Source organism: Sphingomonas sp. DC5200-1 (genome assembly GCF_049897245.1).
Lineage (GTDB): Bacteria > Pseudomonadota > Alphaproteobacteria > Sphingomonadales > Sphingomonadaceae > Sphingomonas > Sphingomonas aquatilis.
The window spans coordinates 1-22,090 of sequence record NZ_JAFCVW010000005.1 but is presented as its reverse complement, the minus strand read 5'-3'; the positions used below and the strand labels follow the sequence as shown (position 1 = coordinate 22,090).

Sequence of the window (22,090 nt, the reverse complement as noted above, 5' to 3'; positions counted from 1 at the left end):
ACTATCGCGTGCCGGCGTCGGTTCGCCAACCGCCACCCAGCGCACGGAACAGCGCGACCTCGTTCTGCGACACCGCCAGATCGGACTGGACCTGTTGCAGCGTCGCCGACGCCGTGGCCCGCTGCGCATCGACCTGGAGCAGGCGGGGCGCATCGCCGAGCCGAACGCGCGCAGCGGTACGCCGGGCATAGGCCTGCGCCTCACGCGAGGCGGTCGCCAGATCGAGGTTACGGCGAGTCTCGGCATCATAGGCCGCCAGCGCCGTCTCAACCTCGCGCAGAGCACGGAGGATGGCCACGTCCCATCCGGCGAGCGCCGCGCGCTCGGTCGCGCGGGCCTGTTCCAGGCGAGCGCGGGCGGCCGCCTGATTGGGGAACGCCCAGCTGACGAGCGGCGACGCGACGGCCTTGAATCCGCCCGACAGCAATCCGATCGCTCCGCCCAGATTGACGCGCGGGTAGAGGTCCGCCCGCGCCAGCCCGATCCGCGCCGCGGCTGCGGCAAGGCGTCGCTCCGCCTCGCGGACGTCAGGGCGCCGGAGCAGCAGCGCGGTCCCGTCGCCGATCGGCGCGGCCGTCCTGAGGCGCGGCGCGGCGGTGCAGGTGAAGGCATAGGCACGCGCTTCCGCCGGGGGGCGTCCCTGCAGCGTCGCGAGGCGATACAGCGCGTTCGCCCGCTGCGTCTCGAACGGCGCGATGGCCGCGCGAGTGGCAGCGGCAATGGTCGCGACCTGCGACACCTCCAGCGGCGACACTTCGCCAGCGCGGAGCTGTTCGCGCACGAGCGCGACCGACCGGTCCTGTGCCGCCGCGACCTCGCGCGCGGTCGCGATGGCGCGGGTCGATCCGCACAGGTCGACATAGGCCAGCACTGTGTCGGCCACCACGGCGACGCGCAGTCCATCGATGACGGCGGCCTGCGCTTCGGCATCCGCGCTCGCCGCGGTCGCGGCCGATCGCAGCCGGCCGAACAGGTCGAGATCCCAGCTCGCTGTCGCAGCGATGTCGTAATCCGTCGTCGGCACGTTGCCTGACGCGCTCGGTTGCGAGGCGGGGTTGTCGACCCCCAGCGCGCTCTCGATCGTCGTCTGCGGCAGCCGCGCCGCCCGTGCCTGCCGCAGCGCGGCGCGCGCGCCGTCCAGATTGGCGTAGGCGACGCGCAGGTCGGCATTGGCGGCGAGCGCCGATCGCACCAGTCCGTCCAGGACAGGATCGTCGTAGAGCCGCCACCAGTCATCCGGCACCGGCGCTATCGACGCGACGGGAAGCCGGGCGAACTCGCCCGTCGCGCTGGGCGGGGCGACCGTCGGCGGAGGTGCGGGCACGCTCATGCACGCGGAGGCGAGCAGCGCGACGGCGGGAACGAGGCGACGGATCATGCCAGCACCTCCTTGGGTGCGGTGGCAGGCGGCACGGCGCGGTCCTCGCCATAGCGGGCATAGAGCGCGGGCAGCAGCAACAGGTTGAGCGCGGTCGACGAGATCAGGCCGCCGAGGATCACGATCGCCATCGGATGCTCGATCTCGTGCCCCGGCGCGTTGCCCGCCACGATCAGCGGCACCAGTGCCAGTCCCGCGCAGGCGGCGGTCATCAGGATCGGCACCAGTCGCTCCTCCGCGCCGCGCAGCACCAGTTCGCGTCCGAACGCCATGCCCTCATGCCGTTCGAGATGCTGGTAGTGCGACAGGAGCATGATGCCGTTGCGCGCGGCGATGCCGATGACGGTGACGAATCCGACCAGCGAACCGAGCGACAGCACCCCGCCGGTGACGGCGACGGCGACCACCCCACCGACCAGCGCGAAGGGCAGGCTGACACCGACCAGCGCGGTGATCCGGCGCGACCGAAACTCCATCCACACCAGCAGCAGGATGCCGACGAGGCAGATGGCACCGATGCTCCAGAGGCGGCTGCGCGACTCCTTCAGGGCGGCATATTCGCCCAGCACCTGCGGATGATAGCCGGTCGCGAACGGCACCCTGGCGACCGCGGCGTCGACCGCCTGCGCGACCGTACCGAGGTCCGCACCCGCGACGTTCATCGTCACGTCGAGCCGGCGCTGGCCGTTCTCACGCTTCACCTCGTTGGGCGCAGGCGCGATCTCGATATCGGCGATGTCGCCGAGCCGCACCGGCGCCCCGGCGGCCGCATTGCCGGGCGCGGGGACCTGGATCATCAGGTCGCGCAGGGCGTGGACGCTGTTGCGCACTGCCGGCTCGCCCCACACCGCCACGTCGAAGGCACGCTGGTCGCGATAGATTTCCCCGACCTTGGCCTGCGCGACCAGCACCTGCGCCTGGCGGCGCACCTCGCCCGCGGTCAGGCCGAACCGCGCCAGTTCGCCCGCACGCGGCCGGATGCGAATTTGCGGCACCAGCACCTGCGATTCCAGCTTCAGGTCGGAGACGCCCGGGATGCCACCGATCGCCTCACGGACGCGGGCACCGGCCGCGCGCAGCTCCGCCTGGTCGGGGCCGTAGATGCGCACGACGATCGTCGCGCCGGCGCCGGTCAGCACCTCCTTGATCCGCTCGCGCAGATAGGTGAGCACATCGCGATAGAGGCCGGGATAGCCCTCGACCACCTCCTTGATGCGCGCAACCGACGCATCATAGTCGGCATTCTCATCGAGGCTGATCCAGAGTTCGGTGAAATTGGGGCCTACCACCTCGTCGGCCTGTTCGGCGCGGCCGATATGCGCGCCGAAGTTGCGGACGCCGGGGATCGCGCGCAGCTCCTTCGACGCGCGGATCGTGATCCGGTCCATCGCCTCGATCGACGTCCCCGGCTTCTCGACGAAGTGCATCAGGAAGTCGGTTTCGCGGAAGTCGGGCAGGAACTGGTCCTTGAACGTCGCATAGCCGACACCGGCGAGCAGCAGCCCGCCCGCGACGATCCCGACCGCCATCGCTGGCCGCGCGACCACGCGCGGTAGGAAGCCGACATAGCGGCGCTTCATTGCCGCGACGAAGCGGGTGTCGCGCTCCTCCTTCAGCGGCGCGTTGGGGAGCAGGAGCAGGCACATCGCCGGCGTGACGGTCAGCGCGACCAGCAGCGACATGCCGATCGCCAGCACATAGGCAATGGCGAGCGGCTGGAAGAAGGTGCCCGCGACCCCGCCCAGGAAGAAGATCGGCACGAACACCAGCATCACGATCAGCGAGGCGAAGACGACCGCCGAGCGCACCTCCAGTGAGGCGGCCAGCACCACCGCGAACGCCGGCTTCGGATCGGCCGCCTCGCGGTTCAGCCGCAGCCGCCGCGCGATATTCTCCACGTCGATGATCGCATCGTCGACCACCTCGCCCAACGCGATGACGAGACCGGCGATAATCATCACGTTGATGGTGGCGCCCGACCAGAGCAGCATCAGACCCGCGCCGAGCAGCGACAGCGGGATCGCGACGAGGATGATCGTCGCCTGCCGCCAGTCGCGGGTGAACAGGAACAGCACCGCCGCCACCAGCGCGCAGCCGATCATCAGCGCGCGGGTGAGATTATCGATCGAACGTTCGATAAAGGTCGCGGGGCGGAAGATGGTCGTGTCGACCTTGACGTCCTTAAGGCCCGGCTTCAGCTCAGCGAACGCGGCCTCGACCGCGCGGGTCAGCTCCAGCGTGTTGGCGGTCGGCTGCTTCTCGACGATCAGCATGATGCCCGGGCCATCGTCGATGATGGCGTTGCCGATCGGCGCATTGAAACCGTCGACCACGCGCGCGACGTCGCCGATCCTGACCGGTGCTTCGCCCGCCTGCCTGACGACCGCCTGTGCCAGCTCGGCCGCGGTCTGCACCGTGCCGGTCTGCTGGACGGCGAGGCGCTGGTGGGGGGTGTCAACGAACCCGCCACCCCCCACCAGCACCGCGTCGCCGGCGGCCGCGCGCACCTCCGCCAGCGTCACGCCGGCCGCGCGCAGGCGGTCGGGATCGACCAGTACCTGCAACTGCCGGTCACGCTGGCCCCACACCGCGACGTTGGCGACTCCGGGGACGGCCATCAGCCGCGGGCGGATCGTCCAGCGCACCAGCTCGGACAATTGCATCTGGTCGAGCTTCGTCGACGACAGCCCGACCTTCATCGCCCGGCTCGTCGACGACAGCGGCGGCATCAGGACCGGCTGACGCGCCGCGAGCGGCAGCCGCGGCTGCACCTGCGCGATCCGCTCGCCCACCATCTGGCGGGCGCGGATCACGTCGGACCCGCGCTCGAACAGGATCTGCACCGACGACAGGCCCAGCACCGACTTCGATCGCAGCGTCATCAGGCCGGGCACGCCATTAACCGCCGTCTCGATCGGCACCGTCACCAGGCTCTCGACCTCCTCGGTCGACAACCCCGGCGCCTCGGTCTGGATTTCCACCATCGGCGGGGCGAACTCGGGGAACACGTCGAGCGGCACGTCGCGCCCTGCGCGAACTCCAAGCACGACCAGCAAGGCGGCCAGCGCGAGGACGAGGACGCGCTGCGCGAGCGCGAAATGGACGAGCCGGCCGAGCATCAGTGCGCCGCCCCGAACTCGGTGCCGAACAACTCCGCCGCGCCATTGGTCACGACCTGCGCCCCGGTGGACAGTCCGCGCGCCAACAGCGCCCGTCCGCCGCTCTCCGATGCCACCTCCACACGCTGGCGGACGAAGGTGTCGGGCGCGGTCTTCTGATAGACCCACTCGCCGCCGTGGATATCGCGGAGGATCGCGGCGGAGGGCACCGACAGTCCCTCGGTTTGCCCAGAGAGCGGCAGGTCCACCGCGACACGCTGGCCGACGCGGAAGGCGCGGTCGCGATTGTCGAGCGCGTAATACAGGTCGACCGTACCCGCGACGGTGTTGGCCGAAGGCGGCGCCTGGACCGGGCGTGCCGCGCGGGGAACGCCGCCATCGCCGAGCGTGCGCACCGTCGCGCTGTCCGCGCGGCGCACATCGCTCATGTCGCTGCCGAACACCGACGCACGGACCCATAGCACCGATTGCGAGCCGAGCGAGGCGACCGCTGGTCCGAGCAACCGTCGCTGCTGACGGGCGGCGCCGAGCGCCGCCTGCGCCGCAGCCAGCGCAGCCGCAGCTTCATCGCGTGCCCGCACGCTGCCGGCCTCCTCGCGCATCAGGCTCTCGGCCCGGTCGAGCGCGATCCTCGCCAGCCTCGCCTGCGCCGTAGCGCGGGCCAGTTCGGCGTCGGCCGCCGCCTGCTGGCTGCCGATCTGCTGGAGATTGGTGGTCGAGTTGACCGGCACGCCGTTGGGGCTGATCGGCGGCACCACGATCTCACCGGCGACCTGGCGCGAGGAGGAGGCCGATCCTCCACCCACCCTAGCCAGTGCGATGCCGAGACGCTCCTGAGCTTGGGGTGTAAGTGTCAGCTTCAACAGCTCGCTCTCATGCGCGATCGTCTCGGCATGAGCAGGCGGTGCGGGCGGCTTTGCGGCCTTCTCGCCGCAACCGGCGAGCAGGATCGGGATCAGAAGGAAGGTCTGGCGCATCGTGACGGCTTAGTCACGAAAGAGTGGGCGCTACTGGAGCCGACTATACAAAATCCCAATAAAGCCGCGCCCCGCTATGATTGAAGGCGAAGGGACCGAAGGTCATTCCCGACCCTCATTCGGTTTCTGCGGCCCGTGAAGCTCGCGCCCCCGTCAGGCGACGCCGCACGAACCATACTGCCGCCAGTACGACCGCGCCCAGCAGGAATAGGTCAATCTTGTGAAACAAGGCCGACAATCGCGGGTCCGTGTTCCAGCGGCTCCCCAGCATCTGGCCGACATAGGCCAATCCCAGGCACCAGGGCAGTGATCCTATGAACGTGTAAAGGTGAAAGCGCAGCAACGGCATCTGGGCGATCCCCGCAGGTAGCGCGATGAACGAGCGGATGCCTGGCAACAGCCGACCGAACAGAACAGCCGCACCGCCGAAGCGGTCGAAAAACCGTTCCGATCGGTCGAGATCCTCGGATGTGAGCAGGAGCCAGCGTCCGTAACGCGCGAACATGGGACGGCCGCCGCGGCGCCCCGCCTCATAAGCAAGGGCCGACCCGAGATTGCAGCCGATCGCCCCCGCAATCGCTACCAGCCACAGGTCGAGGCGACCGGTCGAGACCAGATAGCCACTGAACGGCATGATGATTTCAGACGGCAGCGGGATGCAGGCGCTTTCGAGAGCCATCAAGCCGATGATGCCGATATATCCGGTCGCAGCGATCGCGGCGACGATCCAGCCCGCCAGGGTCGCGATGAGATTGCTTAGCCCATTCATTTTGATGTCCTCGGCACGGCAGTTTTCTTACGCGAAGGCGTGCAAACGCTCGTTGGCCGCCTGAAATGACCGGCAAGCGTCGGGTCTTCGATCATGGGCTAGCGGCGAGACGGCCAGCGGCTTGGCGCGGAATTCATGTCATCGGTCAAAGCGAAAACCCGCGTTACGATGGCGGTCCAACTCAGACCGACTGCCCAGCCAGCGGCCACATCCGTCGGCCAGTGGACGCCAAGGATGATCCGTGAAGCCCCGATCGCGAAAATCAGCACCATGGCAACGGCGATCGCGACAGTCCCTCGACGGTTGCCACCAGCCTCCGCCGCCATGACGATCGCCAGAGAGCCATAGACGAAAGCGGAGTCCATGGCGTGCCCGCTCGGGAAGCTGGCCGTTCGAACATCAACAAGATGCGCGACAATCATCGGCCTAGGCCGGTCTACAATTGCCTTCAGAACGCTGATGATAATGGCCCCACCTGCGGTCGTGCTCGCAAGATAGGCGCACAATCGCCAGCGTTGCCTAATCGCCAGATACCCAAGCCCGATCGCGGTCATGATCCACAAGGTCGAATTGTTACCCATCATGGTCACATCGCGGGCGATGACGATGAGCGGACCATGATCGCCGGTGCGCTCGCGCATCCACAGCAGGATGGCCGGGTCGAAGCCCGTCATCCGGCCTGTCGCGAAGAACGCCGCCACGACGAGTAGAAGCGCTCCGCCAAATGCGAACAGAGCGCCCCCGGCAAGAATCCGCATAGCTGCCTTTGCCCGGCTCACCGTCACGCCGGCTTCACGACCAGGACCCTGAATGTGCCGGGCGTTGCGACCGGGCGGGTGCCGGGCTGCGCTGGCGGGGTAAACGACGCCGTCGGCAGGTAGATGGCACCGCTCTCTGGATCGAGTGCACCCGTCCGGGCACCCACGGCAGTCTTGATACGCCCCACGCGCGTCACGAGGGGGCCTTCGAGAGACAGCACGTCCAGCACTCCGTCCCTGCCGCAGGGAATGAACGCCAAGCGACGCTGCGGATCCAGAATGACGGCATCTGGGCCTGCACCTATGTCGACCAGCTGCGTAAGTTTGCGGTTCGAGCCAGTGACGATGGCCGCCTTACCGTTGGCACACGCGGCGATGAGGCGATCCGTTTTCGCGTCATAGGCGAGGCCAGACGGCTCGGTGCACCCTGGCAAGGCGATCGGCGCAGCGGCCGTGCCGCGACGGATGTCGACGACCTCGATCTCGTTTGCGTCCTCGTCGTTGACGAACAGCGTGCCGTTCGGCGTCAGCGCGGCATATTCAAGGCCGGGCTTGAGCTGCACAGTGCGCAACGTCCGCATCGCTGTCGTGTCGATGATCGATACCGAGCCGGCCTTGGCATTCATGACAAAGCCGGCCTTGCCATCAGCGGAGACGATCGCAGCGTCGGGTTTTTCGCCGACCGCGACACGGCCCAGTTCGCGACCATCGGAGGTTGAGAGAAAGCGGACCGAGGCATCGTCGCCGCTCGTCGCCATGAGGCGCCCGCCGGAAAGCGGTACGACCGCATGACCGTGCGCGATGTTGCCGATCGATCCGACTGCCCGCTCACGTCTGGTGTCGATGACGGTGACCGAGGTCGACCGCGCAATGTAGAGGCGGTAATCGACGGGATCGACGCGGGCATAATCCCATCCCCCGCCGTCCGGACCGGAGATCGTAGCTGCGACGCGGTAGGCTGGCACCGGCGGGGCAGCCCCCGCCGCGAAGGATGTCAGCGCCAAGATGGCAGTCGTCAGTACGCGCTTCATCGTGCAGGTTCCTGTTCTGGAATGGCAGGATCATGGTCGGAATGGGGTAGGGTCAGCCGAACGAGGATCGGCATTGCCAAGAGTACGAGCGGATACTGCAGCAACAGGCCGGCGATGATCGCGATTGCGAGTGGTTGCTGAATGCCCGAGCCCTGACCGATCGCGAGCGCCAGTGGCAGCAATGTCAAAATCGCCGCCAGCGTCGTCATCGTGATCGGGCGCAGGCGATTGCGGCTTGCCTCGCGCGTCGCGAGGACGGGCGGCATGGTGTGGCAGAGTTCCTCGAACTCGGAGACGTAGAAGATCGCCATCTCGGTGCCGATGCCGATAATCATCGTCATGCCCATCAGCGCCGTGATGTTGAGGTCGACGCCGGCGAGCCATAGGGCGGTGAACACTGCCGTGGTCGACAGCAGCGAGCAGCCGATGATGATAACGGGCAACCAGAACCGCCGGTAAAGCACAAGGAGCAACACCAGTTCGGCGACGAGGGCTGCGCCGAATACCTTGATGAGGCCTGCGAAGGCGATCTGCTGCTGCTGATAGAGGCCGCCCAGCTCGTAGCGGATGCCGGGTGCCAGTACGCCTGGCTGGTCAAGGGCCTTGGTTACGTCACCAACGGCAGCGCCGATCCCACGCCCTTGGATACGACCGGTCACGGCCACCATCGGTTCCAAGTTCTCGCGGGCGATCTGTGGCTGTCCGACGACCGCCTCGATGGATGCGACGCGCGACAGCGGAAACACATGGCCGTCGGTCGCACGGATGGGCAGTTGCGCAAGCCCCGCCTGGCTGATCGTCATCGCCTGCGGAAGCCGGACGCGCACGTCGATGGCCTTGTCGGGTCGGGCAAGGGTTGTGGCGACAGTGCCACTCAGGGCGGTCGACAGCTGTGCCTCAACGTCTGCGGGCGCGACCCCTTCCACGCCGGCGCGGACCGGGTCGACGCGGACATCGAGTGCGTCACCTGCCAGTTGAACGCCGTCCTTCACCTCGACGACGCCGTCGATCCTTTCGATCAGGGCAGCGACCTTCTTCGCCTGGGCATCGAGCACGGTCGGGTCGGACGAGTAGAGCTTGACCTCGATCGGCTGTGGGACGGCGGTGAGATCGCCGATCAGATCCTCGATAAGTTGTGCGACCTCGACTTGGACGCCCGGCACCTTGACCCCGATCTCGTCGGCGACGCTGGCGGCCACCTCCTCGGTCGGGCGGCTGTGGTTCGGCTTCAGCCGGACGAAATAGTCGCCGTGATAGCTCTGGCCGAGATCGCCACCGAGGCCGGTGCCGAGCCGCCGGGAGAAGGTCAGCACCTCCGGATTGGCCCGCAGCAGCTGGTCGATCTGACCGACCTGACGCCCGCTTTCGTCAAGCGAGGTGCCGGGAGCGGTGTAGTAATCCATGACGAAGCCGCCTTCGTCGACCTTCGGCATGAAGCCTGTCGGCACCTTGGAATAGCCGATATAGCCGACCGCCAGGAGCGGGACGAGGATGACAAGGAGCAGCCACGGTCGGGCCGACAGCCGATCAAGGCCCTTGTCGTGCACCACGGCGAGGTGTCCCTCTCCCGCGACGCCGGGGTCCCGCCATGTGCGGAAGTCCACCAGCCAGCGCACGAGGACCGGTACGACGAACGCGGTCATCGCCCAGGAAATGGCGAGCGCCGCGGCCATCGTCACAGACAACGCCTTGGAGAAGGCGCCGGTCACACCGGTCAGGAACGACAGCGGCAGGAACACGATCAGCGTCGCCAGGCTCGATCCCGTCAGCGGTGCCATGAACTCGCGCGCGGCGGGGATGACCGCAGCGTTGCCAGCGACGTCTCCATCCCGCGTCACCTCGCCGGCGCGTCGGGCGATATGCTCGACCATCACTATGACGTCGTCGATCAGTAAACCGACCGCGGCCGCGATGCCGCCGAGGGTCATGATGTTGAAGCTCATGCCGAGGATGCTCAGCACCAGCACCGTGGTCGCTAGCGTGGCCGGTACAACGATGATGGCGACGAGCGTCACACGCCAGCTGCGCAGGAACAGGAGGAGCACCAGCGCGGCGAGCACGAGGCCGATCAGCACAGCGTCACGAACGCTTGCGACCGATTGGGTCACCAGCTCGCTCTGATCGTACCAGTTGACCAGCTTGACCCCGGCCGGCAGCTTCACGCCTGCCAGTTTTGCCTGCACTTGCCTTGCGATCTGGACCGCGTTGCCGTCTGGCTGCTCGTAGATGTTGAAAAGTACCGCGGGTTTCCCGTCCTCGACGATCCGCTGCCAGACGGGCACGGCACCGGTCTGCACGGTCGCGACATCCCGTACCCGAACTACCCCTGCCGGGGCCGCCTTGACGACGATATCACCAACCTGCGCGGGGCTGGCGACACTGCGGTCAGCGATGACGAGCGAGAGGCGACCACGATCCTGGACCTGCCCGACCGCGCTCAACACATTGCCGTTGCGGATGGCGGTCGTAAGGTCCGCCATTGCCAGGCCATAGCTTGCGAGCCGTTGCGGGTCCGCGAGCACCTCGACCTCCGCGGTGTCGCCACCCTGCACACCGACCTTGGCGAGACCGGTGATCGAGGACAGCAGCGGGGTGATCTGAAGCCGTGCAAAATCCTGGAGCTGCGCCGGATCCGCTGTATCGGATACGAGAGCATACGAGATGATCGGGAAGACGGTCGGGTCCATCCGGCGGACATTGTACTGCGTGCCGGCAGGCAGCGATGGCAGGATACGGCCGACCGCGGTGTCGACCAGCAGCGTGCTCGCGATCATGTCGCGCCCCCAACCGAAGTCGATCGAGATCTGGGCCGTCCCGCGCGCCGTCTCGGAGCGGACGTTGTTGACGCCGGGGATGGCGCGGATTGCCTCCTCGACCGGGCGGGTGACAGTCAGCGCGGTCTGGTCGGCGGGGCGGCTCCCCGAATCGAGATCGACCACGACCCGCGGAAACGACACCTGCGGGAAGAGGCCGATTGGCAACGATAAGGCTGCGACGATCCCCGCGAGCGCCAGCGCTAGGCCGACGAGGACGAACGCGCGCGACTGGGTGCGCAGGAGACGCTCAAGCATTACCGGCTCCGGACCGCGTCGCCGTCAGTGACCTGATAGGCGCCTGCAACGATCAGCGGGAGGCGCGGTGAGAGGGCGCCGTCGACCACGTCGCCGGCGTCAGATGAAAGCCGGACGGCGACCGGAACCGCCTTGGCCTTGCCGTCCCGGACCTGGAAGATGCGCGGGCGACCGCTCGCGGTGACCACCGCCGCGTGCGGCACGACCCATCCGCCGACCTCGCCGGTGCGGATGTCGACCTGCATCGGCTCGCCCGGCAGGAGCGCTCCCGCCGGAAAGGACAGGTCGACGTCGACCATCTTGGTCACGGCGTTCAGCGCGCCGTCGACCCGGACGACACGGCCGTCGAGCGTGCCACCCCCGGACAATCGCTTCAGCGACGCACCTTGGCCGACGGCGACGACTCCACGCTGCGAAGGATCGATCCCCACGGTGACGACGATCCCGCCTGACCGCGCGACGGTCAGGATCGTGGCGCCTGCAGCGGTGCGGTCCCCCTGCGCCACGGCCACGGCGGTGACGACGCCGGCAAACGGTGCCGTGATAGTATGAACCGGCGCACCGGCGCCCTCTGCCCGAAGCGCGGCCAGCACTGTTCGGGCGTCGGACACCGCCTTGTCGGCCTGCACCAGCTGATCGGTTGTTGCGAGCTGTTGCGCTAGAAGCTGCGCCGTGGTGGCGCGCGCCTTCTGCGCTGCGGCGAGAGCGCTCACCGCTTGTTCGTAGGTGCTGCGCGAAGTTGGCGCGGTGACGAAGGTCGCCAGCGGCTGACCCATCTTCACGGCGCTCCCGGGCGCGACGAACAGCCGCGTGACCTGGCCCGGTTGCGCCTCGCTGAAGGTGCGGGTGCCGATCTCGGACGGTGCCACGGAACCGTAAGCGGTGACGATCGCCGGCAGCGCACCCTGGCGGGGTGCAACGGTGCCGACGAGGACGCTCGGCGTCGGGGTATCGCTGGGATCGGGCGTGGTGGACGTTCCGCTGCACGCTGCGACCGGCAGCAGGAGAATGGCAGCGGAAATCCTCTTGGGTATTGGGGTCACCGGACCGTCCCCGCTTGCTCAGGCGGCAGGTCGGCCGTCGGCAGGCCGTCGCCGACTAGCGTCTGGATGGCGATCTGCCGATCGAACAGCGCGAGTTCCAGCGTCATGATCTCCTCTTCCTTCGCGAAGCGGTTGGAGACGAGGTCGACATAGCCCCGCTCGTCGATGTTGGAGGCGCCGAACGCCGCCTGTGCACGGGACGCGGCGATGCGGGCGGCAGGCAGATCACGGCGCGCGATCGCTAGTTGCGACGCAAGCTGTTCATATTCCCGCAGCAGCGCGCCAACCGTACCGGTAGCAGCCGCTAGGCGCGCCGCATAATCGGCCTGGAGCTGCGCCCGCGTCGCCCGCGCGATCGCGACATTGCCCTGGTTGCGATCGAAGATGGGCAGGCCAACCTGCACGTTTGGCCCGCCATTGATGACCTTCGAGCTGTCGCTCGACACGGAGCCGCCAAGGATCAGGTCAGGAAACTGCGACAGGATTACGACGCGCAATTGCTCGTCCGCGGCGGCATAGCCGAGGCGCAGCGCGAGCAGATCGGGCCGGCGATCGGGGAGGGTCGCAAGCCCGGCACGGATTGTGGCAGGGTCGAACGGCGGCAGGTCGGGCGCGGTTGCGAGCGGCACGACCGCGTCCGGCGTCAAGCCCAGCAGGGCGTTCAGCTGGTGACGCTGTGAGAGCAAAGTCTGGTCGAGCGTGTTGAGCGATGTTCGCGCCGCCTGAAGCGCGACACGGTCCGGGGCGACGGTGACAAGCGTCACGGTTCGCGCCGCCAGCGCGCGCTCGAGCTTGCCGTTCCGGTCGGACAGGAGATCGTAGGCCGCGACATAGGTCGGGCGACTGCGCGTGCCGATGATGATGTCGGTGGCAAGCTGGCGCGCCTGTCCGGCGACCTGCCATTCCTGCCAGACGAGATCGGCCGCGACCTGCCGGGTGCTCGCAGTGGCAGCGCGGCGTCGCGCACGATAGGTGACGAGGCTCTTGATGTCCTGTGCCAGTCCCAGATTCCACGCCGGGACAGTGCCCGCCCCCGAAAGCAGAGGCAGGAAAGCGCCCGACAGGGACGGATTGGCGAGGATCGAGGCTTGCGTCGCCTCGCCCTCGGCAATGCCCCGCTTCAGGCGCGCAGCGCGAAGGTCCGGGTTGTTCGCCAGCGCCAACGTAACGACATCGCCAACTGACAGCGCTCCATGATCCTCCGCGGCCCTCTGGAGCGCAACGATTGACGGCGCGAGCGGTACATCTCGCGTGAGCGGCAGTGGGGTGTAATGCGCGCATCCCGCCAGCAACGCTGCGAGCATAACGGGCCGAACGCCCTTCCTGGTCCCCCTGATCAGCATGTTTCTGTCGCGCCTCATGACCGGTGACGCTGGCCAATGCGCCGGCATCTCGATGTTGGTCAGTCCGGGTTTTTGCTTTCCGCAACATTCTCGAGGATCGCGCCGCTTCGCGCATCGATACCAACCTCATAAGGCTTGCCGTGGCTGGTGATGTCGAAGGAATACCGCAGGCCGCTGCCGCCCTTCTCCTTTTCCAATTCCTGGTCGGTAATCTTGCCGGGACGCGCCTTGAGCGCGGTCTGCCGAGCCGTCGCGAGAGAGATTTTCGCCTCAGCGGCGTATTGGTGTCCTTTCAGTTTCGTTGGTGCCGCGGCGGCTGTCCCACTCAACGCTGCGACGGACAGCAGACCCAGCATCAATCGCACGTCTTTCATGACACACACTCCTTGAGGCAGGTTACACCGTGCCCTTGTAGGAGCGGCAACCTTCGCCGCAGGTGAGGACAAGATTGATTATGCCCAACTTGCCGTCGCCGTCGCGAAACCGGATTATCCGTCGATGAAGCTCTTGTTGCTCGAAGACGATGCCGTGACGCGTGAGGACCTGGAGCGCGTGCTGAGCAGTGCAGGCCATGTCGTCGACGCCTGTACGACCGGGCAGGACGCGATCTTTCTGGCGTCTTCCAGCGATTACGCCGTTCTGATCCTCGACCGGATGGTGCCCGGCATTTCCGGCCTGCCGGCGCTCAAGGCTATCCGGGCGGCGGGGATACGAACCCCGGCACTCTTTTTGACGGCCATGAACGGCGTCGAGGACCGGGTCGAAGGGCTCGAGGCGGGTGCCGACGACTATCTGGCAAAGCCGTTCGCGGCGACTGAGTTGCTTGCCCGGATCAATGCGCTCGCTCGGCGTCCCCCGATCTTGGAAGTCGCTGCCACGATTGCGGTCGGTGACCTCGTCCTCGACCGCATCCGGCGCAGCGTCACGCGGGCGGGGCAGCGGGTGGAGCTGCAGGCGCAGGAACTGAAGCTGCTCGAATATCTGATGCTGCACGCGGGCGAGGTGGTGACCCGCACGATGCTCCTTGAGAATGTCTGGTCGTTTCACTTCGATCCCAAGACCAACATCATCGAAAGCCACATGAGCCGGTTGCGCGCCAAGGTAGATCGTGGTTTCGGTTGTGAACTGATCCATACGGTTCGGGGCGCTGGATACCGGATCGATGCGGGTTAGGTCGTTCATGCCGGCCGCATTCGGAAGCGCGGCCTTTCGCTTCGCGCTGATGCTGGCGGTCGTCGTGGCGCTCGGCGCAGGCGCCCTGTTGTTCACCGTGGAGCGGCAGGTCGGTTATTTCGCCCGAGAAGCCAGCGATGGCATGCTGCGGGCAGAATCGTCGGTCCTGGCCGCGGAATATACCCAGCTGGGTCTCTCGGGACTGACGGATGCCATCGCGCGGCACCGGGGGAGCGACGCTGATCCGCCCTATCGATATCTCCTGACCGACAAAACGGGACACCGACTGTCCGGCGACCTGCCGCTGCAAGCCGCCAGGATCGGTCAAGGAAGCGTTGCGGTGCCCGAGGATTTCGACGGCTCGCGACACGTCGAACGTCTCGCAACGCAAGTAACGCAGCTGCCCGACGGGTTGCTGCTCGTCGTAGCCACCGACAGCTTCGATGTTCAGCAACTACGCCACCGGCTCGGACGCTTCACGATCTGGAGCGGCATCGCCATCGCCGCCTTTGCATTGATCGGCGGGTATCTGGTGGGGCGCGTCTTCCTGCGTCGGCTCGCAACAGTCAATCGCGCCATCGACCGGATCATCGATGGGGACGGCGCGGAACGGCTGCCGATGATCGGGTTCGGTCCGGAGTTCGACGACCTCACCCGGAACCTTAATCGCATGCTTGAGCGGAAGGCTGCTGCGATGGAGGCTTTGCGGCAGGTGTCGACGGATATCGCGCACGATCTGCGCACGCCACTCACCCGGCTCCACCAGCGGCTCGAACGATTGCAGGTAGCAGGTGCCGGCGATCCCGACAGTATCGATGCGGCCGTGGAGCAGACCAACGGACTGCTCGCGACGTTCGAAGCCCTGCTGCGGATCGGGTCGATCGAGGGAGGTGTTGGGCGACGTCGTTTCGCGACCGTCGACCTGACCGAACTGCTAGACCGTATCCATGCGGCCTATGTGCCCGTGGTCGAGGACTCCGGGCAGACGTTCATTGCCAACCATAGCGCAGGGGTCACCGTCATCGGCGACCATGACCTTCTCGCGCAGCTATTCACCAACCTGATCGAGAACGCGATCGTCCACACCCCGAGTGGAACGCGCATCGTTTCTCGCCTGCGCACCGTCGGCACCGAAGCCGTGGCGGAGATATGCGACAACGGTCCCGGTATCCCCTTCGATGAACGCGAGAAGGTGTTTCGACGCTTCTACCGGCGGGATGCCAGTCGCAGCACGGAAGGCGCAGGTCTCGGCCTAGCGCTGGTATCAGCCATCGCCGCCCTCCATCAGGCGAAGTGCATCATCCCCGATGGCGCAGAGGGCTTGTGTGTGCGGATCGCCTTCCGTCTGTCGTCTGCGATCGATCAGGTAACCGACGCCCCGAAGCACCATGGCTTGCCGTGATCGCCAATACCCGGACGATCGGGAGCATACCCTCGGCCTGTGAGGGGCACGAACATTGCCCAGCCTAGAGAACATGCGACGACGCTACCGTCCGCCTGCTTCGTCAAGACCTCCAACCGCTCGGTTGCTGTGGAGGGGCCGATCGGCATCACCAGGCGCCCGCCGGTCCGCAACTGATCGAGCAGCGGGGCTGGAACGCTCGCGGAACCCGCGGTGACGATCACCGCGTCGAACGGCGCGCGCTCGGGCCAGCCTGCGAAGCCGTCCCCGACGCGGGTATGGACCTCCCGATAGCCGCGCCGACGCAACGCCCTGGCCGCTTGGCGTGCCAGCTGCGGGACGATTTCGATCGTGGATACCTCAGCACCCAACTCGGCGAGGATCGCGGCCTGATAGCCGGAGCCTGTCCCGACCTCCAGAACGCGGGAGCCGCGCTGCACTTGCACCGCAGCCGTCATGATCGCCATGATGTAAGGATCGGAAATCGTCTGCTGCCACCCGATTTCCAAGGGCGCCCCGATATAGGCTTGCGGCTTTGCAGCGCGAGGCACGAAATCCTCGCGTGGCAGCGTCGCCTCCACAGCAACTGCTGCCTGGAAAAAGCGGTCATCTCGGAGTGCCGGAACGTCAGCAGCCGCTGCGTTGATCGAGCTAATCATTCGCGCACGCTCGTCTGTTCGGTCCGGTGCGCGAAATCCAAGTGAAGTCGTAGCGGCTATAAGGCAGACTAGGCCCAGAGAAACCTTCTTCAGCACCCTGCTTGTGGCTCCAAGGGAACGCTGACCACCGCCGACATGGGGTGGCGATGTCGGCATGCGGACGCGCTTACCCCCCATGACATTACGCCACGATCGCAGTGGCTATACGATTTCCCAATGTCCGATAGATCCTCGGTAAGCGCGGGTCGCGATCCGCAACTTAAGTGTCGGAACACGCGGATGATCGGTCGGACCGCCAGAAAAACGACCGGGGCTGTTGAAAAAACGCCCCGCCATCCATAACCGGGGGAGCCGTTCGGAGGCTAGCCGATCTGCTCGCGGACGAACTTCGCCCGCTCCGTTACCGACACCAGCGGCAGCTCGACAAGCTCGTAGCCCAAACCGGAATATGCATCGACCATTGCATGGTAGGTAGCTTCGGCTTCTGCGAGCGTCTGCTTACGCTCTGCGTCCTGCCCGAAAATGGCTGTCCACGGTGGGGCTATAAAGACCCTGCTCGAATACCGCCGCTGCTCGGCCGCCCGCAGCGCCGTAGCCGGCACTGGCAATCCGCAGAGCCGCAAATAGCCGATCACGTCGGGTATGCCGCGATCGAAGATTACCGGGCCGGAAGAGTTCAAGGCTTCGCGATAGGATCGCATCTCCCATGCAAGCATCAACGTCGCGAACGCTTCCCGGTCGGCCCACGGCAGAGCGGTGCCGCCAATGTCCACTTGGTCCTGGATGATTGCTCGGCCAGCTTCCGGCATGTGCCGCACACCCTCGCCGGCGAGAGCGTCAATCAGGGTTGTCTTGCCCGATCCGGGACCGCCCGTGATGACGTAAAGGTTGTCTGTCATGTTCTATGTCAGCGTCTTGCAAGGGATCGGGAAATGGGAAAGCTTACCCAAAGCTCATTACCGGGCTGGCGGCTGCATAAGCTCTATCGTGATGTGATCGGGACCTGAAACATAGGCCACCAGAGTCCCTTTGCGTGGACCACCCGCGATTGGCAACGGACTACCCTTGGCTTTCCATCCTGCTGCCTCAACGCGGGCGATGGCGGCATGAATATCTTTTACGGTCAGAGCCAGGTGCGCCGCACCGATCGCCCCCGCGCTAGAAGGCACCGCCCCATTCTGGTGCCCTTTTGAATATTGCAACAATTCGACCGCGTAACCGCTCGGTGCCCTGACGATCGCCGTTTTCACACTCGGATCATCGACACCGGTCACCTGATGCAGGAAGTCGCCTCCCATCTCCGATTGTCGCTCAAGGGTGAAGCCGAGCGCTCTCGTCCAAAACCGAATGGCTTCGTCCAGAGACGATACGGCGAAGCCCGTGTGGTCCACGGTAATGACGTTTGCGGCATCGTTCATTGCTGCACTCCCACTGGGCCGTGCTTGCATTGTCTGTGCCTGCGCGTTGGCTGCAACCGACGCCAGCAGCATGGCGAATACGATCTTCATCGTAACGCTTTAGGGCACGGACGCTTTCTCGAAAAGGAACGGCGATCGAGACGGCCCCGCCATTCCCATTGGGATCGAGTTTCGGGAAAGGTGGATGCCCTGCCGGTCGGAGTTACCGGCAGAGCGTGACCTTATTATGCGGGCTGCAAGAGTTCCACTAGCATACCCTCGTTGTCGTGGATGAACGCGAAGCAGCTTCCGCCGCTGTTAGGAACCTCACGGGGCGGCGACACCACCACGACTTCCTTTTCTTCCAAGGCCGCGACGACCGCATTAAGGTCGTCCACCTCAATAGCAAAGTGGTTGATCCCGCCAATCTTCAGGTTGGTCTCGGCCCGACGCCGATCTTCAACCATAGGTTTTGCCTCTTCATTCTGGAAAAGCTCGATCTTGACGGAGCCACGGCCGATAAAGGCCGCTTGAACTCCCTGCCAGCCAAAGGTGTACAACCGCTTGAAGCCGAGATGCTCGACGTACCATGCCGTGCTCGCTTCCAGGTTTTCGACGACGATGCCCACATGATGGATTCCCCCGAGTGTAAACATTCTGATTGTCCTTGTAGTTGGGTGCGGTTGGTGACGTTGCACCACCTTAGTCCTACGTCCTGGGGCATGATCGCTTGTTCGGATGCCTTTGATAATACGCTCAAGATCGGATACGCTGATCGGCATGGCGAACAATCTCGAGGCAACGAGTTTTGATAACCTGAAAGTTTTCCTGTCTGTCGTCGAGGCGCGTGGCTTCCGGGCAGCGGCAAAGCAGCTTGGCCTCTCCCCCTCAACTGTAAGCGAGAAGATCGTCGAAATAGAACAACAGCTAGGCGTTCCGCTTCTCACCCGCACAACGCGCAGCGTTATGCCGACTGAGGCCGGAAGCGCATTGGCCGCCCGACTCACGCCGCTACTTGCCGAAGCCCGGGCAGCGCTCCAGGACGCAGCCAATTCGCAAACCGAGGTGCGCGGCCTCCTCAAGCTGAATGTGACAGGCGCGGTCATGGTGGATATTCTTCCGCCGCTGATCGACCGTTTCCTTACCTTGCACCCGCACGTCCGGATTGAAGTCGTGGTGGAGGATCGGCTCGTGGATATCGTAGCGGCGGGTTGTGACGCCGGAGTTCGTTACGGGGAGCATCTCGCCAAAGACATGATTGCGGTGCCGATCGGGCCGTCAATTCAGGGCTTGGCCTATGCCGCCTCCCCCTCCTACTTGAAGAGAGGCGCGACGCCCGTCCGCCCGCAAGACCTCCTGGCTCAAGACGCAATCCGGCTTCGCTTTTCGAGCGGCGCGCTTGTAGCGTGGGAGTTCGAGCGCGGACCTGAGGCGATTACGATTGACCCTCCTGGCCGGCTGATCATCGGCGTTGACGCTGCACATGCCGCGATCGCAGCTGCGTGTGCTGGTCACGGCATCATTGGAACCTTCAAGAACTGGCTTCATCCACACATTCAGAACGGCTCGCTTTGTCCCGTTCTGCCTGAATGGTGGCCCTCCTTTGAAGGCCCAAGGCTGTATTTCTCGCGGCGCTTTGTGCCCGCGCCACTGCGCGCGCTGATCGATTTTATTGCCATGGAACGCCAGTCACCTGATATAGCATAACGGCCGCAAACGCCCAATGCGTTCAAATCACGACTGTTCATAAGTAAAGGTGGCCGGTCCCAATCCATGATGGTGTTTTGGGAACCTCAGGCTCCTTGATCCAGGAACGGCTTTCCGGTGCAACTTCCCCGAGAAAGCCGCCCTTGATCGTTTAGAGCGACCATCCCCCATCAACGGACACCGCCGCGCCGGTGACGAACGCGCCCAGATCGGCGCTCATCCACAGAACGGCGTCGGCAATTTCCTCGGGCTTACCCAGACGGCCCACCGGCTCAAGATCGATCGCCTTCTGGATATCGCTGTCCGTGAACCGATCCATCATCGGCGTTTCGATGTTGCCTGGCAGTACCGCGTTCACGCGGATGTTCTGCTTCGCGTAGTCGAGCGCTGCGGCCTTGGTCAGGCCGATGATCGCGTGCTTGGAGGCGGTGTAGGAGGCGCCGCCTGCCACACCGCGCACGCCGGCACCGGAGGACGTGTTGACGATCACCCCGCTGCCCTGACGCACCATCTGCGCCAGCTCATGCTTCATGCACACGAAGGTGCCGCGCAGGTTGATGTCCAAGATGCGGTCCCACTCGGCGAGTTCGATCTCGTGGACGGGCGCTGCCTTGTTCTCGACCCCGGCATTGTTGAAGGCGATGTCGAGCTGACCGAAGGTCTCGACCACCCGGCTCACCGCCGCTTCGACCTGTTCGGGCTGGGACACGTCGCAGGCGAGGACCAGAACTTCCGACCCCGCCTTCTTCACCGCGTCGGCCGTTTCGGCCAAAGCGTCTTCGGTGCGATCCAAGACCGCGACACGCGCGCCCTGAGCTGCAAAGGCGATGGCCGTCGCCCGGCCGATCCCGCTGGCAGCGCCAGTGATGAAGGCGACCTTGCCGGTGAAACGCTGATTAGACATGAGATACCTTTCTGGTTTGATGGGGAGCGGCCGCGCGCAGTGCGATCAGGCGTTGGCGCCTGATCCGGCGACCTGGCGCGGCTTGCCAAAGACGGGGAATGCGCTGGCTTCGCCGTAGTCGATGGCATCACCGGAGCCGCGAAGCGTCGCCATGTCGTCCTCGCTGATGTCGAAATCAACGGCCGCGTTGCTACGCATATGATCGGCATTGGTGGATTTGGGCAGCGGTAGCAGCCCAAGTTGGAGACAATAGCGGATGCAGAGCTGCGCCACGCCGACACCGTATTTGGCCGCCAGCTCGACAAGCATGGGGTGCTGAAGCGCCGCGCCATGTGCGACCGGCGAGTACGCCTCGATCAGCACGTCCTCCGCGCGGCAATAGTCGATCAGATCGAACGGGGTGTTGCCGACATGCGCCAGCACCTGATTGACGGCGGGCTTCACCGTGCCATGCCGTAGGATGTTATCAAGATCGCCGCGCTCGAAGTTCGAGACGCCGATCGCGCGGAGCTTGCCGGCCTGCTGCGCCTCCTCCAGAGCGCGCCACGCCTCAAGGTTGCCGGCGTCGAAGTCGCCGCCCTCGCGAAACTCGGTCCACGGCTGCGGGCTGTGGATCAGCATCAGGTCGATGTGGTCGAGGCCGAGCGCGTGCAGGGAGCCGTCGATGCGGCCCCTAGCATCGGCGTAGGTCTTAGATTCCGCGGCGAGCTTGGTGGTGACGAAAAGCTCGTCACGCGCAATGCCGCTGGCCCGCAGCCCCTCACCGACACCGCGCTCGTTCCCATAGGCTTGCGCGGTGTCGATGTGGCGATAGCCGATAGCTATAGCATCGCGAACGACCTGCACGACTGCGGCATCATCGACGCGCCAGGTGCCAAGGCCGAGCTTCGGGATGGCGATGCCATCGGCAAGGGCAAAGGTTTCGTTCAGGATCATTGTTCTTGCCTCCGCCCGGTCGGCCGCTCGCCATAACCGGGCTGCTTGGTCAGGGTGTTCCACTTCGCGGCGATGTCCGGCTCGTACACCTTGGCCGTCCAATCGGCGGGAGCGACCTCCTCGAACCCGACCGACACCGCCTCCTCGCCATAGCCGAGCGTCTCCACCACCCCGACCGTGATGGTTTCGGTCAGACGCCGCTTCTGGTCATCGGACTTGCCGGGCCAGAGTTTCACGATGACGTGCGGCATGGCCTCACTCGGTGCCGAGCGGCGCGAGATATTCCTCGTCCGTCACCTTCTCCACCCACATTTCCCAAGTAAGGCGCTGATTTCGCTGTCCTGACCATTATATTTCCTATATAAAACATGGTGTTGAAGGCTGCGAGGGGCGCGTTTCATGGATCACCCAGAGGGTGCGGGC

General features: G+C 65.5%; 20 protein-coding genes. 3 read left to right on the top strand and 17 right to left on the bottom strand.

Annotated elements, in window-relative coordinates; all coding sequences use genetic code 11:
• Position 1 precedes the first annotated feature (1 nt).
• From ACP7A3_RS11715 to ACP7A3_RS11670, 10 genes are all read right to left on the bottom strand, one after another.
• Positions 2-1,378 (bottom strand): efflux transporter outer membrane subunit, encoded by a 1,377-nt coding sequence (locus ACP7A3_RS11715; protein WP_426255686.1) that lies wholly within the window; start codon positions 1,376-1,378, stop codon positions 2-4.
• Positions 1,375-4,497, bottom strand: a complete 3,123-nt coding sequence (locus tag ACP7A3_RS11710) for an efflux RND transporter permease subunit (RefSeq protein ID WP_426255685.1) — start codon at positions 4,495-4,497, stop codon at positions 1,375-1,377. The genes ACP7A3_RS11715 and ACP7A3_RS11710 overlap by 4 nt, the downstream gene beginning before the upstream one ends.
• On the bottom strand, positions 4,497-5,474 hold the full coding sequence (locus ACP7A3_RS11705; RefSeq protein ID WP_426255684.1) for an efflux RND transporter periplasmic adaptor subunit: 978 nt from the start codon (positions 5,472-5,474) through the stop codon (positions 4,497-4,499). The genes ACP7A3_RS11710 and ACP7A3_RS11705 overlap by 1 nt, the downstream gene beginning before the upstream one ends.
• A 115-nt stretch (positions 5,475-5,589) precedes the next feature.
• Positions 5,590-6,243: a DedA family protein gene (locus ACP7A3_RS11700; protein ID WP_426255683.1), complete on the bottom strand. Its 654-nt coding sequence runs from the start codon at positions 6,241-6,243 to the stop codon at positions 5,590-5,592.
• A 98-nt stretch (positions 6,244-6,341) separates the two neighbouring features.
• Positions 6,342-7,001: a phosphatase PAP2 family protein gene (locus tag ACP7A3_RS11695; RefSeq protein ID WP_426255682.1), complete on the bottom strand. Its 660-nt coding sequence runs from the start codon at positions 6,999-7,001 to the stop codon at positions 6,342-6,344.
• Between the two features lie 23 nt (positions 7,002-7,024).
• Positions 7,025-8,032, bottom strand: coding sequence for a YncE family protein (locus ACP7A3_RS11690; protein WP_426255681.1), 1,008 nt, complete (start codon positions 8,030-8,032; stop codon positions 7,025-7,027).
• Positions 8,029-11,103 carry an efflux RND transporter permease subunit gene (locus ACP7A3_RS11685; RefSeq protein WP_426255680.1) on the bottom strand — a complete coding sequence of 1,025 codons (3,075 nt, stop codon included), beginning with the start codon at positions 11,101-11,103 and terminating at the stop codon, positions 8,029-8,031. Before ACP7A3_RS11685 ends, ACP7A3_RS11690 begins: the two co-directional genes overlap by 4 nt.
• Positions 11,103-12,137 carry an efflux RND transporter periplasmic adaptor subunit gene (locus ACP7A3_RS11680; protein ID WP_426256037.1) on the bottom strand — a complete coding sequence of 345 codons (1,035 nt, stop codon included), beginning with the start codon at positions 12,135-12,137 and terminating at the stop codon, positions 11,103-11,105. Before ACP7A3_RS11680 ends, ACP7A3_RS11685 begins: the two co-directional genes overlap by 1 nt.
• A gap of 5 nt (positions 12,138-12,142) precedes the next feature.
• Positions 12,143-13,450 (bottom strand): TolC family protein, encoded by a 1,308-nt coding sequence (locus ACP7A3_RS11675; RefSeq protein ID WP_426255679.1) that lies wholly within the window; start codon positions 13,448-13,450, stop codon positions 12,143-12,145.
• A gap of 98 nt (positions 13,451-13,548) precedes the next feature.
• Positions 13,549-13,863: a PepSY domain-containing protein gene (locus ACP7A3_RS11670; protein WP_426255678.1), complete on the bottom strand. Its 315-nt coding sequence runs from the start codon at positions 13,861-13,863 to the stop codon at positions 13,549-13,551.
• Positions 13,864-13,987: 124 nt separating this feature from the next.
• On the opposite strand from ACP7A3_RS11670, the gene ACP7A3_RS11665 reads away from it, so the two are divergent.
• Both ACP7A3_RS11665 and ACP7A3_RS11660 read left to right on the top strand, forming a co-directional pair.
• A complete protein-coding gene (locus ACP7A3_RS11665) occupies positions 13,988-14,662 on the top strand; it encodes a winged helix-turn-helix domain-containing protein (protein ID WP_426255677.1) in 675 nt (224 codons plus the stop codon).
• Between the two features lie 7 nt (positions 14,663-14,669).
• Complete coding sequence (locus ACP7A3_RS11660; RefSeq protein ID WP_426255676.1) at positions 14,670-16,064, top strand: sensor histidine kinase; 1,395 nt, start codon at positions 14,670-14,672, stop codon at positions 16,062-16,064.
• Here ACP7A3_RS11660 and ACP7A3_RS11655 read toward each other — a convergent pair.
• The 4 genes from ACP7A3_RS11655 to ACP7A3_RS11640 form a co-directional block, all read right to left on the bottom strand.
• The gene (locus tag ACP7A3_RS11655; RefSeq protein WP_426255675.1) at positions 16,025-16,723 is read right to left on the bottom strand and encodes a protein-L-isoaspartate(D-aspartate) O-methyltransferase; all 699 of its coding nucleotides are present in this window, start codon (positions 16,721-16,723) and stop codon (positions 16,025-16,027) included. The two genes, ACP7A3_RS11660 and ACP7A3_RS11655, sit on opposite strands and share 40 nt — an antisense overlap.
• 362 nt (positions 16,724-17,085) lie before the next feature.
• Complete coding sequence (locus ACP7A3_RS11650; protein WP_426255674.1) at positions 17,086-17,622, bottom strand: AAA family ATPase; 537 nt, start codon at positions 17,620-17,622, stop codon at positions 17,086-17,088.
• A gap of 57 nt (positions 17,623-17,679) precedes the next feature.
• A complete protein-coding gene (locus ACP7A3_RS11645) occupies positions 17,680-18,231 on the bottom strand; it encodes a VOC family protein (protein ID WP_426255673.1) in 552 nt (183 codons plus the stop codon).
• A 134-nt stretch (positions 18,232-18,365) separates the two neighbouring features.
• Positions 18,366-18,749: a VOC family protein gene (locus ACP7A3_RS11640; RefSeq protein ID WP_426255672.1), complete on the bottom strand. Its 384-nt coding sequence runs from the start codon at positions 18,747-18,749 to the stop codon at positions 18,366-18,368.
• Between the two features lie 151 nt (positions 18,750-18,900).
• Here ACP7A3_RS11640 and ACP7A3_RS11635 point away from each other — a divergent pair, with 151 nt between their 5' ends.
• The gene (locus tag ACP7A3_RS11635) at positions 18,901-19,827 is read left to right on the top strand and encodes a LysR substrate-binding domain-containing protein (protein ID WP_426255671.1); all 927 of its coding nucleotides are present in this window, start codon (positions 18,901-18,903) and stop codon (positions 19,825-19,827) included.
• A gap of 151 nt (positions 19,828-19,978) precedes the next feature.
• Here ACP7A3_RS11635 and ACP7A3_RS11630 read toward each other — a convergent pair whose 3' ends face one another.
• Genes ACP7A3_RS11630 through ACP7A3_RS11620 form a run of 3 tightly spaced genes read right to left on the bottom strand, consistent with a single transcriptional unit; the run spans position 19,979 to position 21,918 of the window.
• The gene (locus ACP7A3_RS11630; protein ID WP_426255670.1) at positions 19,979-20,731 is read right to left on the bottom strand and encodes an SDR family NAD(P)-dependent oxidoreductase; all 753 of its coding nucleotides are present in this window, start codon (positions 20,729-20,731) and stop codon (positions 19,979-19,981) included.
• A gap of 45 nt (positions 20,732-20,776) precedes the next feature.
• Positions 20,777-21,667, bottom strand: a complete 891-nt coding sequence (locus tag ACP7A3_RS11625) for an aldo/keto reductase (RefSeq protein WP_426255669.1) — start codon at positions 21,665-21,667, stop codon at positions 20,777-20,779.
• Positions 21,664-21,918, bottom strand: a complete 255-nt coding sequence (locus ACP7A3_RS11620) for a tautomerase family protein (RefSeq protein WP_426255668.1) — start codon at positions 21,916-21,918, stop codon at positions 21,664-21,666. The genes ACP7A3_RS11625 and ACP7A3_RS11620 overlap by 4 nt, the downstream gene beginning before the upstream one ends.
• Positions 21,919-22,090: the final 172 nt, after the last annotated feature.